A 21,945-nucleotide genomic window follows, 5' to 3' on the forward strand; every position below is an offset into this window, starting at 1 on the left:
CGTCGTTGTTAGTGTCGAGGAAAACAGTGACTCCGGGCACGCCAAGTTCTCCGGCAGCTTGAGTGCCGTTGCCGTCAATGTCGTTGAATTTGATGCCGGTGATGGTACTCAGCGGTACGACCACGGGCACAGGCTGTGCGGAAAATTCCGAGGTGTTGCCGGCGGCGTCTGTTGCTGTCGCGGTGATTAATTGGCCTGCGGTGACGGCTGCTGGGAAAGTTTGATTAAAAGCAGCGTTGCCGGCGGCGTCAGTAGTTACCGGAATAGAAGCGATGAAGGTTTGACCTTGGGTGCCGGGGGGAGTGTTGGCGAAAATTTGCAGGGTGAATGTGGTACTGGGAATGCTGTTGTAAGTTCCCGCGACGGTGACGCTGCCAGCACTGGCGGTAGCCGTAGTGAGTACGGGGGTGTTTTGGAGGTTGTTTGCACCGATGTCGGCGTCGCCGGCATCGTTGGCGGTGATGCCGTTGTTGCCGAGGTCGATGCCTAAGCCAAGGTTGGCGAAGATGGAGTTGTTTTGGATGCTGTTGCCGGTACCGGAATTAACTGTGACCCCAGCTATAGCGTTATTGGCTATTGTATTCCCCAGGCTAGGTGCTGTGCCACCGATCGCGTTATTGGAAGAGTCAACCAATACGCCCGGAGCGTTATTCGCCACTGCGGTAGTGCCGTCGGTTCCGACGCCGATGAAGTTTCCCCGCACAAAGTTACCTGTAGCCCCGGCATTAATGATGACACCGCTATTGCTATTGCCAGAAATGACGTTGCGCTCGCCTGCCGTGGAGTCCCCGCCAATTGTATTGTTGGTGGCATTCGCAGTGATAGCAATGCCAAAACCGCCGTTGGCGATGGCTGCCGTACCTGCGGTATTGGTGCCGATGAAATTGCCCCGCACACTGTTCCCTGTGGCACCGACACCCGAGATGCTGATGCCACTGCCAACATTGCCAGAAATAATGTTCCGAACCGCTGCTGTATTGCCACCGATCGTATTGTTGAGCCCATTATCTATGACGACGCCAGCAACGTTGCTCAATGTTGTTCCAGCGGCATTGAGGCCGATGAAATTGGCTTGGACAGCGTTGCTGCTGCTATTGTCAACAATGCTGATGCCGCTGTTAGCATTACCGGAAATGACGTTGCCAGCACCTGTTACACTACCGCCAATCGTATTATTGTTTGCGCTTCCCTGGAGAGCTACGCCCACACTATTTGCAACTGCATTGTTACCGCTGACATCTGTACCGATGTAGTTGCCTAAGAGTTGGTTGTTGATGGCTGCCGTGCCAGCAATGACTGCGCCAGTACCGTTACCAGAAATAATATTGCGGGCAGCCGCCGTGCTGCCCCCAACTATATTGTTAGCTGCCTCTTGGATAACTACTCCGGCACCGATGTTGGCTACTGCAGCCGTGCCCGCTGCATTAGTGCCGATGAAGTTGCCCAGTACAGAGTTGCTCCCGCCAGCAATGATGACACCGAAAGTAGTATTGCCGGAAATGACATTGCGATCGCCCGGGTTAAGCCCGCCAATTATGTTACCGGTCGCACCGGATTGAATGACGAGGCCAAATACGCCGTTGGGCCTGGGCAGAGTGCCGGTGGCATCAAGACCGATGTAATTGCCAGATACTGTGTTCCCATTGCTTTCAACGGAGATGCCTGCGGTGGTGAAGCCATTGATTATTAATCCCCGCACGGTGCTACCACCGCTACCAGCAGCAAGGATCAGACCGTTTCCAACAGTATTGTTGCCAGATAGCTCAATAAGTGGGATGCCTGCAAATCCAGTCTGCGAGGTAGCGTCGATGATTATGGGAGCGGTAATAGGTGGCAATATCGAGAGGGGAGCGATCGTTTGCAAGCCTGTACCAATGGCAAAGTTAATATTGTGCGGTGGTGCGGCAGTGGCATTTGCTTGAGTAATCGCATCTCGCAGCGAACCCGGCCCAGCGTCAGCGGTATTAATAACAGTAAACGTCGCCAAGGTATGTGCATAATTTGCCATCACCTCCGGCTCGATCGCCAATCCTGTTTTAATCGCTCCAGTAGCGTATTCAAGTACCCAATTTCCGCCTTTTTGGGCGCTCCCCGTAATATCTGAAGAAGCAGCAATATTAGCTTTTGTTAACTTGCTTAGCTTTTGTACAAAAGCCTCTCCTTTTTCACCTGCTGCTACGTTACATCCGTATAGCAGAATTTCAAATTGATTTTTAATTGAGTTTACAGATGACGAAAACCACTGTTTCAAACAGTCGCTATATGTTTCTAAATTGTCGGAATTCAGGATAGTTGGCCCTAGCTGCAAACTTCCCGATTCCCCGTGAGAAATAATGTGAACGCTTTCTATACCTTTGCGGATATGCAGTGCTTCGGCAATTTGTTCGATGCCGTCCCGCGTCCGATCGACTAAAATTACCTCCATCCCCGCTTTAACACCAACCGCCAGACTTAGCCAATCTTCAACTGCTGAATCTACGAAGACTATGTGTAGGTTTTTCATAATTACTGTTCCCCCATGCACCTAAGTAGGTTTTCAAAATGTTGTTTCCGTGCGATTATAATCGCTACTTCAATCCACCACAAATACGGCTACCACAAAACCCGCCTTCAACTCAGTAAAAGTTGTACAGACAAAGCTTTACAATTATCTATTTTTGTGCTTCTTGTAAATCTGTTGGAGCTGGAAAGTTGCTCGATCGCACTTTTTCATTCTCAACTTAAAAAAACCAGACCCCAGGTACAGCTAGCTTGTTCCCGGTTACGGAAATTTTTCAAAAAACGTAAGTATAATTTACACAACTTAATGTTCGGTTTTTTACTAAGTACACTTTTGTGAAAAAGAATCCAACTCTGTATAAGTTCCAAACCCAGAGAGTCGTGGGTATGCAGCAATTATTCAATCTCAAATCTCCAGTCTCGAAGCTAAAACCGCATGGCTGGGATTTTGGCAAATTCAGCGTGTCCCTCATAACATAGAGGAATAGTCGCCTTCATGGCATCATAGAAACTTGTCCCTCACATAATTGAAATAGATGACCGCTCAAAACTCCCCTGTTTCCCCCGTCACTTGGATAGAAGACAGAGTTCTGCTAATTGACCAAAACCGACTGCCGAAAGAATACGGTGTAGTCGAAATTAGCCGCTACGAAGATATGGCTGAGGCGATTAAAACTATGATAGTCCGAGGTGCTCCGGCGATCGGGGTAGCAGCAGCTTACGGGATGTATTTGGGGGCGAGGGAAATCGAAACCGGCGATCGTACCGAATTTCTCGCTAAATTAGAACAAGTTGGCGAGTTATTGCGATCGACTCGTCCCACTGCGGTTAATTTGTTTTGGGCAATATCGCGAATGCTCAAAACAGCCGAGAAAACTAGCGGTTCTGTCGAACAAGTGCAAAAAACTTTGTTAGAAATGGCTAAAACCATTCAAGCAGAAGACTTGCAAACTTGTAAAGATATCGGCGACAAAGGTTTAGAAGTTCTGCCCGCTACACCGGAAAAATTGAACTTACTAACTCACTGCAATGCAGGTGCATTAGCAACTGCCGGCTACGGTACTGCTTTAGGTGTATTTCGTTCTGCTTGGCGAGAAGGAAGACTCGGAAGAGTTTTTGCAGACGAAACTCGGCCCCGTCTCCAAGGTGCAAAACTCACCACTTGGGAATGCGTGCAAGAAGGAATTCCTGTCACATTAATAGCTGACAATATGGCAGCCCACTGCATGAAACTCGGCATGATTCACGCAGTAGTTGTCGGTGCAGATAGAATAGCTGCTAATGGCGATGCTGCCAATAAAATTGGCACTTACAGTTTAGCAATTGTTGCCAAAGCTCACAACGTTCCCTTCTTTGTCGCTGCGCCTCTATCTACCATAGATTTTGAACTTTCCGACGGCAGCAAAATTCCCATTGAAGAACGCGATCCAGTTGAAATGTATCAAGTTGGAACTACGCGGATTTGTCCTGTGGGAGTCGAATTTTACAATCCCGCTTTTGACGTAACTCCGGCGGAATTAATATCGGGAATTATTACAGAACACGGCACGGTTGCTCCTGGAGCGTTGAAACAGTTTCAAGCAAAACAATTGGTTTAATTGTATGTTACTAAACTGCTCATTCCACCGGGTGTATGTGAAATTAAGCAGAATTTATAGCAGCAACTGGCAGATCAAAGTTGCGATCGCAGCTCTAACTGTGCCAGTTGTTTTCAGTCCTGTCTCGGAAGCTCAAGTGTCACAAACGCTTAAAGCTAAGGAATCACAAGCGAAAAATTTTGTGGGTTCGATGAATAAAGCTCAGCAAGTTTACTATGCTGAAAAAGCAGGCTTTACAAGTTCTGTTTCCAATCTATTGGTTTATCTCGGTCTCCAAGTTAAACCTAACTCAGCCAGTTACAGCTACTCGATCGGCATGATGAAAAAAGGTGCTGTATTTAACTACGGAGTATCGAAGCAAGCTAATCTCAAAAGTTTTGTGGGGGGAGTCTTTTTGGTGGAAAACAATACCCAAACAATCTTGTGTATAAATGCTGCTCCGGGCAAGACTAAACCAGCAAATCCAACTAATACCAAAGGGGTTTTAGCCTGCGGTGCTAATACAGCAAAAGTTACTCAATAAATTATGTCTAATTTACTGGGTAATTTAGCAAATAACTGGATAGTAAATGCAGATTTAGCTAAGCAATTGCTGGAACAAGAAGCTACTTTACTAGATGCTCGCACACCCATTTTAAAGTGGTTTTGCCGTCTCCCACCAGCTATTCCCGTAACTTGGCAGGAATTTTCGCGTTCCGACTTTCCCCAAAAGGGAAAAATTATTGAAAATAACACAGTTTTAACTCAAAAACTGCAAGCAATTGGTATTTGTCAAGACAAACCTGTGATAGTGGTTGCCGATTCGGTGAAAGGGTGGGGCGAAGACGGGCGAATTGTTTGGATGTTGCGGACTTTGGGACACGAAAAAGCAGTTTTTGTCGATGGAGGATATCGGGCTTTAATCAAAGCGGGAATTAATCGAGTAAAAGCTGCAAACAATCCAACGCAAACAGGAGATTTTGTAATATCTCGCCGCTCGAATTGGGAAATTCAGCGGGATGAATTGAAAGCTATTTTAGGAGATGCTAATTTAGCAGTTATTGACGCCAGAGAGCCGCGAGAATATGCAGGTAAAACGCCTTACGGAGAAAAGCGGGGCGGCCACATTCCCGGTGCGGTTCACCTCTATTACAAACAGTTAATGGACAAACAGGGACAACTGCTGAGTCGTGGGGAAATTGTCGCTATTTTGCACCAGAAAGGAGTTTCGCAGTCAACTCAAATTGTGGTTTATTGCTCCGGGGGAATTCGTTCTGCATGGTTGACTTGTGTCTTGACAAATTTGGGATTTAATGCTAAGAATTATGCAGGTTCAATGTGGGAATGGTCGGCGTCGCCTGCAGATAGCTATCCTTTGTCAGTAATCCTTTCACGGGCGGGCTAGAAGCCCAACCCCTACTCCCCACAAGAAAATTTAATGTTTGTGGAACAGGCTGGAAAGCCTGTTCTTGAGAATGGTATCTGAACTCAGATTCAACCTATTAACTACAAACGATCGAGGTTGAGAATTTCAACCTACTTGTTCGATATACTGAGCGAGATCGTCGCGCAGGCGGCTGAGTTCGGCTTCGGTGGTCACGCGCACACGATCGTCCCGAACCGTAATCAGCACTTTCGCAGCAAAAGGAGTTGGCCAGATATTCGGGTTGCAGAAAACTTCCAAAAATACATCTCCTGCATACCGATATTCCATCGGTTTTTGGGGAGAAGCTTTAGCGCCAGCGGTTTTGGCTGCTACAGCTTTCAAGCTTTCCATCAAAGCTGCAATTTCGCTTTGCAAATCCCGCGCGGCTTGCGGGGAAAAGCTAAAGGAGACAGAACCTTCGACTAAATTCAGTGTCAGCGGAGAAAGAGACATGGGCAATGAAATTTAACATACTATTGTTAATGATAAAAAATATAGTAACCCAAAAGAAGTACATTCCAGCTCAATTGGACTGCGAAACTTGTATTAATTAAAAATTGTCTCAAGAAGCTAGGCTAAATTAATGAATATAAATCTAGTCGCAAGCTAGATTCAGCAATACTTTTAACCTTTTATGACTTGATAAGGTTTAAACTAGAAGCCAGAAAACTTGACGGCCGATCGAGGAGAGTTTATGGTTGCCGATAACCGTTCCGAAGTCCGCAAGGTTTTAATAATTACCTTATTGCTCAATTTGCTGGTGATGGCAATTAAAGCAGTCGTGGGATGGCTGACTGGTTCCCTCAGTTTGCTGGCAGATGCTTTGCACAGCGTCACGGACAGCGCTAATAATATTTTAGGATTGGTAACTAATCATTATGCCAATCCGCAGCCCGATCGCGATCATCCCTACGGACACCAAAAATTTGATGCTCTCGGAGCTCTGGGAATTGCAGCTTTTCTGGGAATTGCCTGTTTTGAAATTCTCAGCGGTGCTGTCGAAAGGTTGCTCAAAGGTGGCACAGTTGTCAAAATATCCCCAAATGAACTGTGGATTTTGCTGATTGTACTGGGGATTAATATTTTTGTTACTTTTTACGAGCGCAGAGTTGGCAAACGTCTCGGTAGCGCGATTTTAGTGGCTGATGCTCAGCACACGATGAGCGATGTTTGGGTGACAATTATGGTCATCGGCGGGTTGATTGGTGTTTGGCAAGGGCAGGTTTGGAATATACCTCAACTGCAATTCCTGGATGTGTTTTTGTCTTTTCCTGTGGCTGTTTTGGTATTTAGCAGCGGTTGGAAAGTTTTAAGGGAAAATCTGCCTTGGTTGGTGGATGAAATGGCGATCGCACCGGAAGTTATTCATGCGATCGCGATCGATGTACCGGGGGTTGTCAACTGTCACTCGATCGCCTCCCGTGGCGTTGTAGGGCGTCAAGTATTTATTGAGATGCACATGATTGTGGATGCTGTCGATGTAGAAACAGCTCACGGGATTACAGAAGAAGTAGAAGCCCGTTTGGAAGAACGTTTCAGCCCTGTACGCATCTTAATTCACGTTGAGCCGCCGGCTTACCATTCCGACCAAATTAGCTACGATTCTGAAAAATGAAGGCACAACCAGTGATTTTGAGACGGATACACGGATTAATTGAAGAATCGGGAAAGTATTTTTACTTACCGCAATTCCTCCAATTTTTTAAATCCTATCAATCGGGTTAGAGCGATCGCACTTAATTTAGTAGCAGTTTTCCACAGGAAAACGAGGGTTTTCCACAGAAAAGGGCAAGTTTTCCACAATAGATCGATCGGCTGTCGTCGATTTCTGTCTTTCTATTTGTATAAATTCCAAGTATTTTGAATTTCTGTAGCCATTTTCCCCCGCAAATGCCAAGGTAGCAAAATCTCCACTTTTGAACCGAGATCTCGCAGCCATCTCAAGGGGTAGTGCGGATGGAATTTTTACTTTATTTTATCTGGTGCTAGCCTATCTACTCTCGATCGTAGCGGAAATTCTCCTACTCTGTTTTAGCGGACGATTTTCTTAATTCAGAGAAAGATGAAGAAATGTTTCGATCGAGTTGGATTTGGGGGTGTGAGTGCGATCGCGCCTGAGTTGGTGAAAAAGCGATCGCCTTCTCCTTAAATCAAATTTCAAGCCTCCAAAATCGATCGATGCAGCCATTTCAAAACTGCATCGATGAGATTCGGATGGTTAGGAGAAATGCGTTTTACATTGTCGCATGGTCGATCGGTGATGATTGCGATCGTGCCTCCAAAAGCACTCAGTGCAGTTAGAAAAGGTTCGCTAAATTCGCGATCGATTTTAGAGTTGTAGAACACCAAAGCAACTCGTTTTTCTAGGTTTCTCAAATTCAGTCGCCAATAGGCTTTGAGCAGTGGCATAGTTGTGGGTATTCCTTCTTGTCGTTGTGGACAACCTTGCTCTACCATTTGGATATAGATATCAGTGGCAGGATTATCTAGAGGATTAAATTCGCGACCATCAATACAAATCAGTTGTACTGCTTGATCGAGTTTTTCATTATGGGAAACCGCAGACTGAAGGACTGAAAATTGCTCAACGTTGTTGAGGAGTTGAGGAGTAGAAGAGTTAGCAATAGAGATGTTTTCAAGTGCCTCTAAGTCAGTACAGGATGGTTGAACGCAACAAGCGTCATAAAATTCTGTATAACTCAAGTTATTAGCACAATGCCACAGCACTGAATAAGCAATTATATATAAATCCTTGTCTGACTTAGCAACTGCATCTTCTACATAATCCTTGAAACCAAAAACTAACCTTTGCAGTTGTGCTTTGTGAGTAATTTGTTTGAATTCGGCGGCAAGAAACCATTGAATTTGGCTGTCTTTTAAATTGACGGTTAGATTTACTAATTGATCGATAATCGATTGTTTTAATAATGTTTCAATCTTAATCAATATCTCAATACAAATATGGCGTAATATGTTGTCTTTATTTATTTGGAGAATCTCAATCATTTTATCGATGACTTCAAAATTAGTTTGTTTAATTTTGGCGATCGCAATTTCATCACCTATATATAATTTTCTTGCAAAATAATTGTCCATCAAATTTGTAAAATTTAATTTTTCTGCATCGCAAATTAGTGAAATAAATTCAACATATTGTTTCTCTTGTTGCTCCATGAAATAAGCTTCTATATTTTTTGTAGAGTTATTTGTGGGTGAATTTAAATCCTGTCTTTGAGCATAATCTATAGATTCATATGTATCTTCTTCATTTGCAATTAATTTGATTGATTTATTAATATTTTCCCCAATCAAATCTTGTTTTTCCAAAAAATAAAATAAAGACATAAATTGAATTATTGAATTTTGACTATTTAAAAATGATGTTAACTTATCAATAACCACTTTGTCCAAAATCTTAGAATCCATTAAAATATTAACGATATCAAAACTTTGTCTTTCGTCGTATTGCTCATCTTCGTTCAATAAAGCACTCACTAAAAAATCAGCAGCAATTTGCCGGAAATTATCATTTTTTAAAGCTATTTTTGCTACTTTTATGGCACGTCCCTCATTATCATCTTTTAATAATTTAGGGATTAATACTTTTAAGCATTCATGCTCCGGGTTGATCTTAAATAAAACTTCCAAAAGCCTAGATAGTTTGTAGAGTTCTAAATCACTATTATTTATGACGAATTCACTTATCATATCACAGACTTCTTTGGGAGCGTAATATTTTAACGATTCTATGATGAATTCCTCATAACCCGGAAACCTTAATTTGTCTACTTTTGTTTGTATACGATCATCCAAGCAAACGAAATACACCTGTCCAGCAATAAATTCTATTTCGCCAGATTGACACGAATAAACTATATTTAATGGTAGAAGCTTAAGCCGATACATATTTTTCCATATATCTTCCTTAAAATTGATTATTGTGTCGTTCAATTCTTTCTTTAGCAATGCTGAAATTTGGGGGTTTTCTAACCATAATATAGCTGGTTCTAGCCATTGGGTTTCAAAAATTCGATAGCGCTCCATGAAAAATTGATTATCAATTACTAAAGATGCAAAATATTCCTGGAATGTAGGATGAAAGAATGCGTAAACAGGTTCATCTGTTGCAGCTTCTCGATCTACCAAATTCAGCCAACCTAGATCCCAGGCTAATTTAAAAAGCCTATCGCCCATTTGTTTTTCAATTAAACTCAGCGGCAACCGAAATCTAGCATCGCTATCCAATCCTGCTATAGACAAACGACCGAGGGCTTGATGTAATTCTTCTTGCAAAATTGGTTGAGTTGCCCAATCAATAACCGATTGGGTTGGTTTCCATTCATAGAAATAGCGGACAAAGTGTTGATATAGTTCTGCTTTTGTTTCTGGTAATTCGACTTTCTTGTTTTGGCTGAATATTTGACACATTAGAGATAAGCGAAGCGGATTTTTTACGAGTTGGCGGATGCGTTCTTTTTGCAGTTCTTGCAGCTTTTTCTGTAACTCCTGTCCCCGTTGAATATTTTTTGCTTCCGCAAACCACTGCTGAATAAAATCATCTACTTGCTCTTGTTTAAACTCCTGAGTTTTGTAAGTATCAAAGCCTGTGAGGGGATTGTTGAGACGGGCATCCCAAACATTGGTTCGACAGGTCAAAACAACCCGCACATTACCCAACCAATCAGTAAGCTGGTTTCTGATTTCTTCCAGGGACAAACAACTGTTCGCCCCTACAGCCATTTCATCAACACCATCGAGTAACAGCCACACCCCACCGTGACGCAAGCGTTTTTGTAGAGATGTTTTGTGAGACTTCTCTACATCAATATCAGGATAAACCAGAGCCATAGCTTCCGGCAACCATTCCTGAAGGATATAGTCTTTCAGTGTCTTTCCTTGCAAACTTGCCAGCGCAATGCAAATCGGCAAATCTTGATTATTTTCCTGAATGTGAGTGGCGATTTTATCTAACAGCGTTGTCTTTCCTGCTCCTGGTTCGCCCACAATAGCAATATGCTGATTTTTTCCAGTAGGGTTTTGTCCAATAACGTCAGTCATGAATTCATCATGCTCGTAAATTCGGGTAACAACTTCCGGTTCTAATTGATGTAACAGTTCCATAGGCACATTGCCACTGCGACGCTGCTGCTGTTTCCGTTCGATTAATCCTAGCGGTACAAAAACATTAACTTCAAATCCCCTTTCTGTCGCTCTCCGTCTAAAGCGTTGCTCCTCTTGCTGTTCCTTTAACATTTCTTGGCAAACTCGCTGCCAATCAATGGTAATGTTTGGCTGTGGCTCTTGGCTGGAAGTCTGCAATTTCAGGTGATGTTCGGCAATAAATTTTATGGGTTCAAATCCCAATGCTTTAAGAATGGAGGTAGTAGAGTCCCTACCCACTGGAATTCCTCTGAGAAAGCGTTTTACTGTGCTAAGACTCACAAAGGTTTGATCCCTCAGATGTTCCTCAGTCCAGCACTTTTTGCCTCTTTTATCGAAAGTGTCAGGCTTCTCCAATTCAGCCATCCGTTGACGAACTTTATCCAAACCTGCGCCATCAATCCGAACAGTGCTAGATGCCATAGTTTGACTCATTCCTAACAATCAGAGTGGATGAAATTGGGAATTTTGCATCAGTTGCATAGCCCGCCAGGGGTTTAAACCCCTGGCTCATAGCGAAAGTCCTCTAAAAGAGGACTAAATTCTGACCCAAAAAAGCGCTCTTCAGTCCACTTGAGTGGACTTTCGCTATGAGCCGTGGACTTGAGTCCACGGCGGGACAACAGCACAGGCGCAAAATCTTAATCAAAACTATCCCTAGCATAGTCAGCATCAAGTTTCTTGACCAGTTCAGATCAGTTCACTTTTTTCTGAACCGTTTTGCTCTGGAGAAATTCAGTTAACCCCAATAGGCTTGAATCATTAACACTCAAAGGTTCAGCTTATGACAGCCTTCCAACTCAGCCTTTTCCCAGACGAGCCACCCACTCCCCTCGACTCCCTTAACAAAAAGAGAAGGGTAAAACTCCCATCCCAACCAACAGTAATTGAGCAATCCTGCACAACCCATAGAGCCGCACAACTGCTGGAGGTATCCACCACAACTCTCTACCGCGCTCGGAAAGAAGGCAAACCTTACCAGAAGGGCACTTGGACTGCCACCGCTATTGGTGCAAACGCTTGGACAGTTCTCTACAACCCCCTTAATTCCCACTAACCCTAATCGGAAACAAAACTAATGCTATACGCCTTTGACTGTGACAATTCTTTGTCTTCATTTCCCCAATTCCAAAGCGGAGAAATCATCAACGAGTTAGAAACGATCGCTATCGATATTCTAGAGATGATTTTAGGCGATCGCTTCCGTTACTGTCCCCAAGTTTCCCTAGAAATCATCTGTTCTCGTCCAGAAACTTTCACCCGTCTTCCCATTGAACTTTGGAAATTTTGGGTGAGTTCCAGAGTCGATATCGCCTTGATGGAACGCGGTTATTGTGCTAGTCGCAAAGCCAAACTGGTGATAGAATGTCAATCTCATTGGCACGATCGCCCAGAGGTGCAGGTGCGCGATCGCAAAAAAGCCCGACTCCTTGCATCTGTTGGCGTTCCCTTAGTATACCTGCGACAAATTGATCGAGATCGACGCTTCTATCGTTTCTACACTCCCAATGGACAAAAAGAAGTCTTCTACAACTCAATTACCCAACAAGGACGAACAGAACTGGAAGGATTTTTGCAACACTATTCGACACAGTTGACAGTTGACAGTTGACTCTTAGACTATAAATTTTCTGTGTAAGTCCTGTAATTAACACAGGACTTACAGACGGCATCTATCCAAATCGAAAATCAATAATCGACAATGGTATTACTCCCACTCGATCGTTCCCGGCGGCTTAGAAGTAATATCGTAAATCACCCGGTTCACCCCCTTAACCTCATTCACAATCCGATTCCTGATCAGTTCCAACAAATCGTAAGGAACCCGCGCCCAATCAGCTTTTGCTCTGATCTACTGAATACCGTGTCCCACAAATGGAATATGCTGGATGATTACAAATACCGATCGCAAATAGGACAACGGTACAACATTGGTGGGAGTTGTGCGGACAAGCTTTACTTTCTAAAATGTTAAAAGTTGTGCATTTCGGACATTTTTTAAATATAAGTTGGTGGCACAATTATCTATCTCTAGCTCTGCGCGCATTAATACCTTTATAACCTGGTTTTTTACCCTTGTTAAAGGCTAATTATGCAGTTTGTTTGTCCATCAAATCCGGTTTCTGGCAACCCGTGCGTCCAGGAGTATATCTTCCTTTACAATCGTGACTGGATTCCGATTTGTGGTATGTTTTGTTGGCGCGGGGATTTTTTAGGACAATGTTCGATATGAAACGTTTAACATTAAAATCAATGCTGGCGGCGGCGATCGCGATCGCCCTTTGTTTAATTGCGATCGCCAGCTACGCCCAAGCCAACAAGACTTTAACCCTGGCGACTTCCCCAGATTACCCGCCCTATGAATTTAAAGATACGGCTGTTAGCGGCAACGAAATCATCGGTTTTGACATCGATATTGCCAAATATATTACTAAAGAATTGGGCTACGAACTGAAAGTAGTTGGCATGGATTTTAACGGCTTAATTCCCGCTTTGCAGGCGGGAAGAGCCGATTTTGTGATGGCTGGAATGACTCCCACAGCAGAAAGGAAAAAAAATGTTGCTTTTTCTGACCTTTACTACGAAGCTCAAAATACAATTGTCGCCAATAAAGGCAGCAATTTGACCAAACCTGAAGATTTAGCCGGGAAAAAAGTAGGCGTTCAACTCGGAAGCATTCAGCAGGAAGCTGTGAAAAAAATGCCCGGTGTGCAACTGGCTGCTCTCAATAGGATTCCTGACATCATTCAAGAAATTAAATCGAACCGCATCGCCGCAGGAGTGATCGAGGATACTGTCGCTACGGGTTATGCAGCAGCGAACCCAGACTTGGAATTTAACACAATTCCGAATACTGAAGAAAGCGGTTCGGCGATCGCCTTTGCGAAAGGTTCAAGATTAGTTCCAGAATTCAACCGAATCCTCCAGCAAATGAAAGCCAGTGGTCAAATTAAGGAACTAGCTACTAAGTGGTTTTCTCGACCAATTCCGCAAGAACCTGCTCAAGCAAATCAGCCTCCGGTAGCGCCCAAGTTCGGGTTAGATTTTGGCAAAATTTGGCCGAGTTTGCCTTATATTTTGTCCGGGATTTGGGTAACGCTAACTTTTACCTTGCTGTCGGCATTTCTGGGATTTATCTGGGGAATCGTGCTGTCTCTGTTTAAGATTTCTAGCATTAAACCGCTGTTTTGGTTTGCCACTGCTTACACCTCAATTTTTCGCGGAACACCGCTAATTTTGCAGTTGACGTTAGTTTATTTTGCCACGCCGCAGCTTACGGGCTATAATATATCGGCGCTGCAAGCTGGCGTGATTACTTTTTTCCTGAATTCTGGGGCTTATATTTCCGAAACAATCCGCGCCGGAATTCAAGCCGTAGATAAAGGTCAAAAAGAAGCCGCAGAATCCCTTGGCGTTCCCTACAAACTGATGATGGGCGATATTATCTTGCCGCAAGCGTTGAAAAATATCTTGCCTGCATTGGTGAATGAAAGTATTGCTTTGCTGAAGGATTCAGCTTTAGTTTCAGTAATTGGCGTAGAAGACTTGCTGCGCCGCGCTACAATTGTGGGAGCTGAAAAGTATATTTACTTTGAACCTTTGATATTTGTCGGCGCAATTTATTATTTGATGGTGCTTAGTTTAACTTGGGGGGCCAATGTACTTGAACGTAGACTCCAAACTAGCAGTTAAGGTCGATCGCCTGTATAAATCTTTTGGCAATCTGAAGGTTTTGCGCGAGATAACTACTGAGATTCATAAAGGAGAAGTGATTGCCATTATCGGCCCTTCGGGGTGCGGCAAGTCTACTTTTTTGCGGTGTTTGAATTTACTGGAAATTCCGACTTCGGGACACATATATATTGACGGGGTGGATATTACTCTGCCGAAGACAGATATTCTGAAAATCCGCCAGAAAGTGGGGATGGTTTTTCAGCATTTCCACTTGTTCCCGCACATGACTGTGCTGCAAAATGTGATGTATGCGCCTGTAAAGGTGAAGCAGGTGGCTAAGGATGAAGCGCGTCTGAAGGGGTTAGAATTGCTGGAAAAAGTGGGTTTGTCAGATAAGGCCGAGGTTTATCCTTCTAAGCTTTCGGGGGGACAAAAACAGCGGGTGGCGATCGCCCGCTGTTTGGCTATGGAACCGGAGATTTTGTTGATGGACGAACCGACTTCTGCACTCGATCCAGAAATGGTTAAAGAAGTGTTAGATGTGATGAAAGCTTTGACGAAAACGGGAATTACGATGGCGATTGTAACTCACGAAATGGGTTTTGCGCGGGAAGTCGCCCACCGGATTTTATTTTTGGATGGCGGAAAGGTGGCGGAAGATTTGCCGCCGCAGGAGTTTTTTCGTAACCCTCAGTGTGATCGCGCCAAGCAATTTTTGGAAAAAATGCTTTAATTCATATAATAATTAGAGTTTTTAACCGCGGAGGACACAGAGGACACAGAGAGAGTTAGAGGAGAAAGAGACAGTTGCGGTAGGGTTCGTCAGGTTGGAGATGCTCGATCGCCACGGAAAGTATAATAATGTTGATCCGATGATTAACTTGGTAATTCTGTTAGAAAAAGGAGAGAATTCTTTGAATCACCTGGGTATTAAAATCTTTCGGAAAGCGGTGTCTTTCCTGAGCGTGATCGAGAAAGAAAGTCTTGGGATAATAAGCAAGACTGGCTTCCATCTCGCTAATCTTTTCTAATAAGGGTTCGATCCGATCGATTTTGTCGGGATGGCGATGTTGGATGAGAGTCGCAGCATTCCTAAAATGCCGCCCCTCATCCTGCGTGACCAAATGTCCTACGCGAGCAAAGCCCTTCCCATAGTGTTGGTAGAATTCCTTAATATCCCGGTGATAAGACCACACGGAACCCATTTCGTCAAACATTAAACCAACTAGAATGGTGAATTCGTTCTCAATCAGAAACGAGATCGGTTCGAGTTCATGCACCCGACTCTGGTTTTTTTGGTCGATCGCCTCTGGGGACAAACCTGATACCATGTGATAGACCTTACGTAGAGCAACGTAATGCCGTAATTCATCTTGCAGCCAAAGTTCGATCGCACTCATGAATTCTAACGAGAACTCGGAACTGCGAGATAGCAGATGCTCGTAGAGTGGCTGACTGTCTCCCTCAGAGAACACATCTCGGCTCAGGAGATCCATAAATCCAGCCTGAATTGTAGGCGCGACTTCGGGAATTTTCAACTCATCGGCAATAAATTCATCTACACTCCACTCACTGCTAAGAATCGGAATTCCCCGGACATCATGAGTTTGTAATTTCATAGTTTTTGTGATTAGAAGTTAAGTATTCACCAGACGATCGCTCACGATATGCGGAACAATTAAGCAATGTCGTCCGGTGATCGGATTGGTATCTCCTCGCAATACGATGCCGGATGGAGTATCGCCGACAATCCAGGAACCTACGACGAAGTGGTAGCCAAAATATTCGGGCAAGGGTTGATAGGACTGAATAATGAATCCTTCGCGATCGTAGCCCATCGCCTCGCGGGCGTGAACGGCTCCGGCAACAAAATCGCCTGTTTCAATAGAAACCCCAACACCTTCTAGACCGACGAGGGGCTTTTTGACGTGCATTTGGGTCAGCAATGCTGTGGATTCGAGCGAGATAGTATCTGTGAAGAAAGTGGGTAGCAAGAATTGAGCGTACACTGGGTGGTTGCCAAATAATTCCCACATCCACACCATCGCTCCTTTATTGCTTAAAATCTGTTTCCACAGCGGTTCAATGATTTTCACGTCCCCTGCTATCAGGCGCGATGCTAGGGCTTCATCTGCATTAAAGGATTCGCTTGCGAGTTGCAAATCCAGCCAATCGACGATTTTCCACAGCCGCAAGATCCGATTATTGAATTGATCGACAAAAAATCCTTCTTCATCCACGCCCAGATGGTTACGCAATCCTACAAGTTGGGTAAAAAAGCGATAGTTTCCCAATTCTTGATTAATAATTTCGACCAGTTGTCCTGCCATCTCGGTATCTTCTGACAGATGCTCGTCAATTAACAAGCTCAGGCCGAACTGCTTTAAATCATAATGACGACTTAGAGTGCGGAATCGACCCGCAACTTCGTCCCAAAAGTTGTTGAACTGATTGGCATCGTTGGGAAGCGATCGCAAATCTCGGCTTGGTTTTTTCATGTCATCTAACCACAACCATTGATAAACTGTTTCTGCACCCAAGAGAGGAGTTTCGCCGTTGATTTCTAGAAGGCTAATTTTTCCATCTTCAGTGACGGCAAGATCGAAACGGGTATAAAGAGACATATCTTCTGCTTCGTCAACCCGATCCCACGAAATCTGAATTGCTTCCCAGAAAGCAGGGGGAATAGCGAGTTTTTTCATCCGATTTTCTAGGCCATCAGCGGTGAAAAACCAGTCCAAAAACTCCCGACACATATCCCAAAGAGCCTCAGTAGCATCCCAGATGCTCGCCTCTTCCTGGCGCGAAAACATCACCCCAAAGGGACGGTCTAAGGCTTCTGCCCAGTAGCGTTGGTTGATGTCTGCAAGAGGCTGACATTGGTAGGCGTTATCTAATACGTGCTGCTGCCAGTTGCGTCGTCGCTGAAACAAAAAGGGATACATGGTTGAAGCGCCTTGCTAGTGGGGTGGAACTCAATGATTTACAAAAACAGAGGAAAGAATTAGAGAAAAAATAGTTGTGGGATGAATCGCCGCTCAAAAATGCTTGCATCATATCAATTCCCGCTGCGCCGGAATGATATCAAATCCGTGCTTCATCGTCGGGCGTAAAGTCGAATCCCGATGCCAACAAATAATTCGCGCAATTTTCATTTTTTTGACTCACAGTCAACAGTCAACAGTCAACAGTCAACAGTCAACAGTCAACAATGATAAGGAGTGCAACCGGAATCGATGTCACTTGCCTCCGCTTCCCAAAGAACCCGTGGAGCGGACAGCTTTACCAAAGCTCCCTCGTCCCTTGATGGTTCCCCGAGCTGCGTGGCCTGGGGGGCGATTTGGGGTATCGCGACTGGAGGAAAAGTAGGGAGAATCTAGCGGTATGCCCTGTAGGGGACGAGTAATCTGGGTTCTATCTGGAGTTACAATTCCGATGTTGGAGCGGTAAACGGGTTGCACTGGATAAACCCTGTAGGAGCCGCTGGAGCCGCCGTTGACCACTGTTGGAGGGGGCTCATCATCGACATCATCGGTGAAATAGAAGCCGCCGAACTCTGGTCGCCATCCGGGGGTAGCAACGCTGGAATTCGATACCTGCGAGCAAATGCTTGCTGTGTCTTCTTGGCATTCTGGCTGCGTGCGATACACGGGCGTAATGCGTTCGTATTCCTGCATTGCGTACCGGAACTGGGCCTGACACTGCTCTTTGGTGAACCCGTTGCTTTGGTTCGTCGCATCTACAATACATTGCTGTTCGGATGCGTAGTAGCGTACTTCCTTGGGTTGGCGCAACATGGTATAAGCAAGATAGCCTAATCCACCGATCGCCAGTACACCTGATGTAATTAGAAGGTAACGAATTGTTGTCGTTCGATTGTTGTTATGAGTCATGGCTAACCGAAGGTTAGAGTCATTATTTCAAAGAAGCTGTAATGTGATGAATTTGCTGCCACTGAGATGATTGGATTTACACGGTCAGCCAGAATTCAAGTAAATTACCTAAGTTTGTGAGTTGGCACTCACGACTTTGATTATAGCTTTTACTACATTGCCCGATTCAGGGATTCCTCGAACGCAGCAAATTATATTCCTCAAATATTTTATTTCAAATTCACCTTTTTTGACTGCGCTGATTTCGCTGCCGATCGAGCTTAGCTAAAAATGCACCGGAAACATCCGCCAGAATGCTAATTATCCGATACAAAGCCACGGCACTCAAAATTATACCCGTAGAAAAGCGATCGGAAAGCAGGGCGATCGCCGTTGCTTCAAATACTCCCATCCCTCCCGGTGCACCAGGCACAACTAAACCGACAACAAACGCAAAACAAAAAGCACCGAACAAGTTGGGAATATTGCTAAATTCCACCGGAGTTAAAGCCGTTACAGTTAGCAAAAAACCGCAGCCCCGCAATCCGATAAAACACATTTGTCCGATTAACGGCACTAAAGGATAGCGTTTAATTGGCAAATTAATTTTGCGGCGGGACTTGACATTAGATGTTTTTTTAGCTATATTGGAAGTAGACTCTGTAGTAAAATTTAGTTGCTCCTCCGCAGCCTCCCCAGCCTTTGAATTTTCCCCATTGTTCTTTGATAACTTCAACCGCTCTACAAAGAGAACGATCGGATTTAAAATGCGGGGATGAATCGCCGTTAAAATAGCAACACAACCGACAATCCGCAACCACCAATTGAATTGGTCAAAACAAATCAACCCAATCAAAACGCCCGCCGAAGCCATCAGCAGCGGTTCCAGCAACACGCTGAGAGTAGCAGCTTTCGGGAAAATACCTGCCTTTTTTGCATCCAATATTCGACCCCAAAAATGCCAAATATTCCCCGGCAAATACTTGGCAATATTAGTTTTGAGAAAAACTTGAATCGCCCAGGCTGCCGTTACAGGTTGACGGAATTCCCGCAAAATCAACATCCACACCCAGCCGACAAAAATTAGAGAAAGTAAAGTGACGCCAAGGGCGATCGCCAGTAACGGAAAACTTTCGGCTCGAATTTGGATATTCGCGACTTCTCGCCAGTGAGTCAAAAACGCTTTGGCAATAAATAAAAACGTCCCGCCCAAAATCAAATAGCGCAAATAAGGCTTTAAATGCGACTTTGCGATGTTGAAAAAATTTTGAATTCGATGCAAGTGTTGTTTTCCCATTTTCTGATCCCGATTTTGAATTTGGGATTAAGTTATACTGTTTTAGATTTTACATTTTAGAGGGGCTAAGGCGGAATTGTGGTTGATTTACACGGCATGATATGACGGAAGAAATTTGTTTAACCTAACCTATGCAGGCCTCTACAGACTGTGCGTAATGCCCGCCTTACAGACTATTTAGGGCGTTCTTAACCACAAACTTAAATTTAAAATCTAAAATTTAGATCGATATACCTCACTAGGAGTACATTTCTATGCCCGGCCCGAGCCCTGACGGTCTTTCCTATCTTTTAGATGATAGCCCCAATAGTTTCGCCTTGACTCCGGGCTTTTTGACTCCTTATCCTAACGGATTTTTTGCCCTCGGCGGCAACGATTTTATTGTCGGTTCGTCGGATGCCGATCGCATCAGTGGCGATAATGGTAACGATCGCATTCTCGGCGGCAGCAATTCCGATACCCTGTTCGGGGGTGCAGACAACGATGTGCTTAACGGCGGTGTCAGCAGCGACATCCTGTTTGGCGATGCCGGCAGCGATACCTTGCAGGGAGGTAAGGGAGATGATGCCCTCAACGGCGACGACGGCAGCGACGTTTTAGTGGGCGATGGGGGTAAAGATACGCTGACAGGGGGTTTGAGCCCAGATACCTTTGTCCTTCGCAGCGACTCCGCAGTCTCCGATCCGGCTGCTGCAGACGTGATTACTGACTTTAACAGTTTTGTGGATTCGATCGGACTGACTGACAATCTTACCGAAGCTGACTTGATTCTCGAAGAAATATCGATCGCCCCCGGTATTTCCAATACATTAATTAAAATTCGCCAATCCAATGCTATTTTAGGCTTGGTAGCCAACGCATCTCCACAAGACCTCGCCAGTACATTCATCTCTGCAACTACCGTATTGGGCAACCAACTGGATCAAGCTCGCGATTTAGGCGTTTTGGGCGGCACTCAAACGATCGCAGATTCAGTTAGCAACGCCCGGCCAGACGGCCTTTACCGCTTTACTTTGCCTGCCACTAGCGACTTTAAATTAACTGTCAGCGGTTTGACGGCGGATGTTGACGTTGCTGTGATTAAAGATCTTAACAGCGACAATTCTATTGACTTCACCGATATTATTGCTTCTTCTCAACAACCGAATTTATCGCCGGAGTCGATCGACATCGACGGTTTAGACGCAGGAACTTACTTTGTCCGAGTTTATCAATACCAAGGCAGTACAGATTTCACCCTAAATCTGTCTGCAACTCCTGCAACTGTTTCTCCTAACAATCCGAGCAACTTGCAAGGTTTTGACTCTCGTTTTGGGTTCGGTTTAGTGAATGCAGCGGCGGCAGTTGCTAAAGCTCAAGGTACTGCAACTTTTCCTGATGTTCCCGACTTGGGTGGCGACGAGTGGGGTAGAGATTTAATTAAAGCTCCAGAGGTTTGGGCCCAGGGCTTGACTGGAGACGGAATTATCGTGGCAGTTATTGATAGCGGAGTTGACTACAATCACCCGGATTTGACGGGGAATATTTGGAGCAATGCGGGGGAAACCGGCGTTGATGCGATCGGTCGCAATAAAGCTAGCAACGGGGTTGATGATGACAACAATGGCTTTGTTGACGATTTCCGAGGATGGGATTTTGTCAACAACGATAATGACCCGATGGATGATAACAATCACGGCACTCATATATCGGGTTTAGTTGCTGCGAAAAAAGATGGGGTTGGGATTACTGGTACGGCTCCAACTGCGAAGATTATGCCTTTGAAAATACTTGATGGGGCAGGGGTGGGTAAAATTCGGGATGAAATTAATGCGATTAATTATGCGGTGGCAAATGGAGCGAAGATCATAAATGTGAGTTTGGGTGGCCTACAGTTGAATGCTCAAGAATTGGATGCGATTCGAGCGGCTGAAGCTCAAGGCGCGATCGTGATTTCGGCGGCGGGAAATGATGCTCGCCCACAAGTAGATTATCCGGCTCGGTTTGCCAATGAGGTAGGAATTGCTATCGGTGGTGTTACGCGAAATGGCTTGTTTTCGGATTATTCTAACCGGGCAGGTGCGGAGACTATTAATTATTTTGTTGCTCCGGGCGGCGACGGTGGTAGGGCGGATTCTGCTGATATTTATTCAACTGTACCGCTTTCTCAACCAGGGATTCCCTATCGATATTTTTCCGGTACTTCAATGGGAGTGCCACAAGTATCCGGCGTGGTAGCTTTGATGTTGCAGGCTAATCCGAGTCTGACTCCTGCTGATATTAAGAGGATTCTTGCAGAAACTGCGAATCGAGCGGTTTGAATTCATTGATAATTGGTAATTGGTAATTGGGAATTGGTAATGGGCTTGACATACTGTTACCAGATTTCGTAGGGGCGGGTTCACAGACAATAATTGCCAAAAACCCACAATCTCATAAACCCGCCCCCGCGCCACCATC

16 protein-coding genes and 1 pseudogene are annotated in these 21,945 nt (G+C 44.7%); 9 read left to right on the top strand and 8 right to left on the bottom strand.

The features are described 5' to 3' along the window. A partial coding sequence (locus tag QUB44_RS11125) for a DUF4347 domain-containing protein (protein WP_333366694.1) occupies window positions 1-2,503 on the bottom strand: 2,503 nt, incomplete at its 3' end. A gap of 532 nt (window positions 2,504-3,035) precedes the next feature. On the opposite strand from QUB44_RS11125, the gene mtnA reads away from it, so the two are divergent. The 3 genes from mtnA to QUB44_RS11140 are packed head-to-tail and all read left to right on the top strand — an operon-like array spanning window position 3,036 to window position 5,481. Further along, a complete protein-coding gene (gene mtnA / locus QUB44_RS11130) occupies window positions 3,036-4,097 on the top strand; it encodes an S-methyl-5-thioribose-1-phosphate isomerase (RefSeq protein ID WP_333366697.1) in 1,062 nt (353 codons plus the stop codon). 37 nt (window positions 4,098-4,134) lie between these two features. Further along, window positions 4,135-4,620 carry a type IV pilin-like G/H family protein gene (locus tag QUB44_RS11135; RefSeq protein ID WP_333366700.1) on the top strand — a complete coding sequence of 162 codons (486 nt, stop codon included), beginning with the start codon at window positions 4,135-4,137 and terminating at the stop codon, window positions 4,618-4,620. Window positions 4,621-4,623: 3 nt separating this feature from the next. Beyond that, window positions 4,624-5,481, top strand: coding sequence for a rhodanese-like domain-containing protein (locus QUB44_RS11140; protein ID WP_333366702.1), 858 nt, complete (start codon window positions 4,624-4,626; stop codon window positions 5,479-5,481). Between the two features lie 126 nt (window positions 5,482-5,607). Here QUB44_RS11140 and QUB44_RS11145 read toward each other — a convergent pair whose 3' ends face one another. Continuing rightward, window positions 5,608-5,955 (bottom strand): hypothetical protein, encoded by a 348-nt coding sequence (locus tag QUB44_RS11145; RefSeq protein WP_015174783.1) that lies wholly within the window; start codon window positions 5,953-5,955, stop codon window positions 5,608-5,610. Between the two features lie 241 nt (window positions 5,956-6,196). On the opposite strand from QUB44_RS11145, the gene QUB44_RS11150 reads away from it, so the two are divergent. Continuing rightward, window positions 6,197-7,117, top strand: a complete 921-nt coding sequence (locus QUB44_RS11150) for a cation diffusion facilitator family transporter (protein ID WP_333366705.1) — start codon at window positions 6,197-6,199, stop codon at window positions 7,115-7,117. A gap of 542 nt (window positions 7,118-7,659) precedes the next feature. Here the strand turns inward: QUB44_RS11150 and QUB44_RS11155 are convergent. Then, window positions 7,660-11,085, bottom strand: coding sequence for an NACHT C-terminal alpha/beta 1 domain-containing protein (locus QUB44_RS11155; RefSeq protein WP_333366708.1), 3,426 nt, complete (start codon window positions 11,083-11,085; stop codon window positions 7,660-7,662). Window positions 11,086-11,446: 361 nt separating this feature from the next. Between QUB44_RS11155 and QUB44_RS11160 the strand changes: the two genes are divergently transcribed. Both QUB44_RS11160 and QUB44_RS11165 read left to right on the top strand, forming a co-directional pair. Continuing rightward, window positions 11,447-11,719: a hypothetical protein gene (locus QUB44_RS11160; protein ID WP_333366710.1), complete on the top strand. Its 273-nt coding sequence runs from the start codon at window positions 11,447-11,449 to the stop codon at window positions 11,717-11,719. 21 nt (window positions 11,720-11,740) lie between these two features. Beyond that, complete coding sequence (locus tag QUB44_RS11165) at window positions 11,741-12,274, top strand: DUF2726 domain-containing protein (RefSeq protein WP_333366713.1); 534 nt, start codon at window positions 11,741-11,743, stop codon at window positions 12,272-12,274. 96 nt (window positions 12,275-12,370) lie between these two features. On the opposite strand, the pseudogene QUB44_RS11170 reads toward QUB44_RS11165, so the two are convergent. After that, a pseudogene (locus tag QUB44_RS11170) lies at window positions 12,371-12,502 on the bottom strand (GMP synthase (glutamine-hydrolyzing)); the annotation flags it as partial. Between the two features lie 389 nt (window positions 12,503-12,891). Here QUB44_RS11170 and QUB44_RS11175 point away from each other — a divergent pair. Continuing rightward, window positions 12,892-14,355 carry an ABC transporter substrate-binding protein/permease gene (locus QUB44_RS11175; protein WP_333366718.1) on the top strand — a complete coding sequence of 488 codons (1,464 nt, stop codon included), beginning with the start codon at window positions 12,892-12,894 and terminating at the stop codon, window positions 14,353-14,355. Beyond that, window positions 14,321-15,070 (top strand): amino acid ABC transporter ATP-binding protein, encoded by a 750-nt coding sequence (locus tag QUB44_RS11180; RefSeq protein WP_333366720.1) that lies wholly within the window; start codon window positions 14,321-14,323, stop codon window positions 15,068-15,070. Before QUB44_RS11175 ends, QUB44_RS11180 begins: the two co-directional genes overlap by 35 nt. Before the next feature lie 160 nt (window positions 15,071-15,230). On the opposite strand, the gene QUB44_RS11185 is transcribed toward QUB44_RS11180, so the two are convergent. The 4 genes from QUB44_RS11185 to QUB44_RS11200 all read right to left on the bottom strand — a co-directional run bounded on the left by QUB44_RS11185 (window position 15,231) and on the right by QUB44_RS11200 (window position 19,506). Beyond that, window positions 15,231-15,956 carry a hypothetical protein gene (locus QUB44_RS11185; protein ID WP_333366722.1) on the bottom strand — a complete coding sequence of 242 codons (726 nt, stop codon included), beginning with the start codon at window positions 15,954-15,956 and terminating at the stop codon, window positions 15,231-15,233. Between the two features lie 18 nt (window positions 15,957-15,974). Further along, window positions 15,975-17,282 carry a glutathionylspermidine synthase family protein gene (locus QUB44_RS11190; protein ID WP_333366725.1) on the bottom strand — a complete coding sequence of 436 codons (1,308 nt, stop codon included), beginning with the start codon at window positions 17,280-17,282 and terminating at the stop codon, window positions 15,975-15,977. Between the two features lie 294 nt (window positions 17,283-17,576). Next, the gene (locus tag QUB44_RS11195) at window positions 17,577-18,230 is read right to left on the bottom strand and encodes a DUF1190 domain-containing protein (protein WP_333366728.1); all 654 of its coding nucleotides are present in this window, start codon (window positions 18,228-18,230) and stop codon (window positions 17,577-17,579) included. 220 nt (window positions 18,231-18,450) lie between these two features. Next, window positions 18,451-19,506, bottom strand: a complete 1,056-nt coding sequence (locus QUB44_RS11200; protein ID WP_333366731.1) for a UPF0104 family protein — start codon at window positions 19,504-19,506, stop codon at window positions 18,451-18,453. A gap of 254 nt (window positions 19,507-19,760) precedes the next feature. Here QUB44_RS11200 and QUB44_RS11205 point away from each other — a divergent pair, with 254 nt between their 5' ends. Continuing rightward, complete coding sequence (locus QUB44_RS11205) at window positions 19,761-21,806, top strand: S8 family serine peptidase (RefSeq protein ID WP_333366734.1); 2,046 nt, start codon at window positions 19,761-19,763, stop codon at window positions 21,804-21,806. Window positions 21,807-21,945 lie beyond the last annotated feature (139 nt).

Source organism: Microcoleus sp. AT3-D2 (assembly GCF_036705715.1).
Classification (GTDB): domain Bacteria; phylum Cyanobacteriota; class Cyanobacteriia; order Cyanobacteriales; family Microcoleaceae; genus Microcoleus.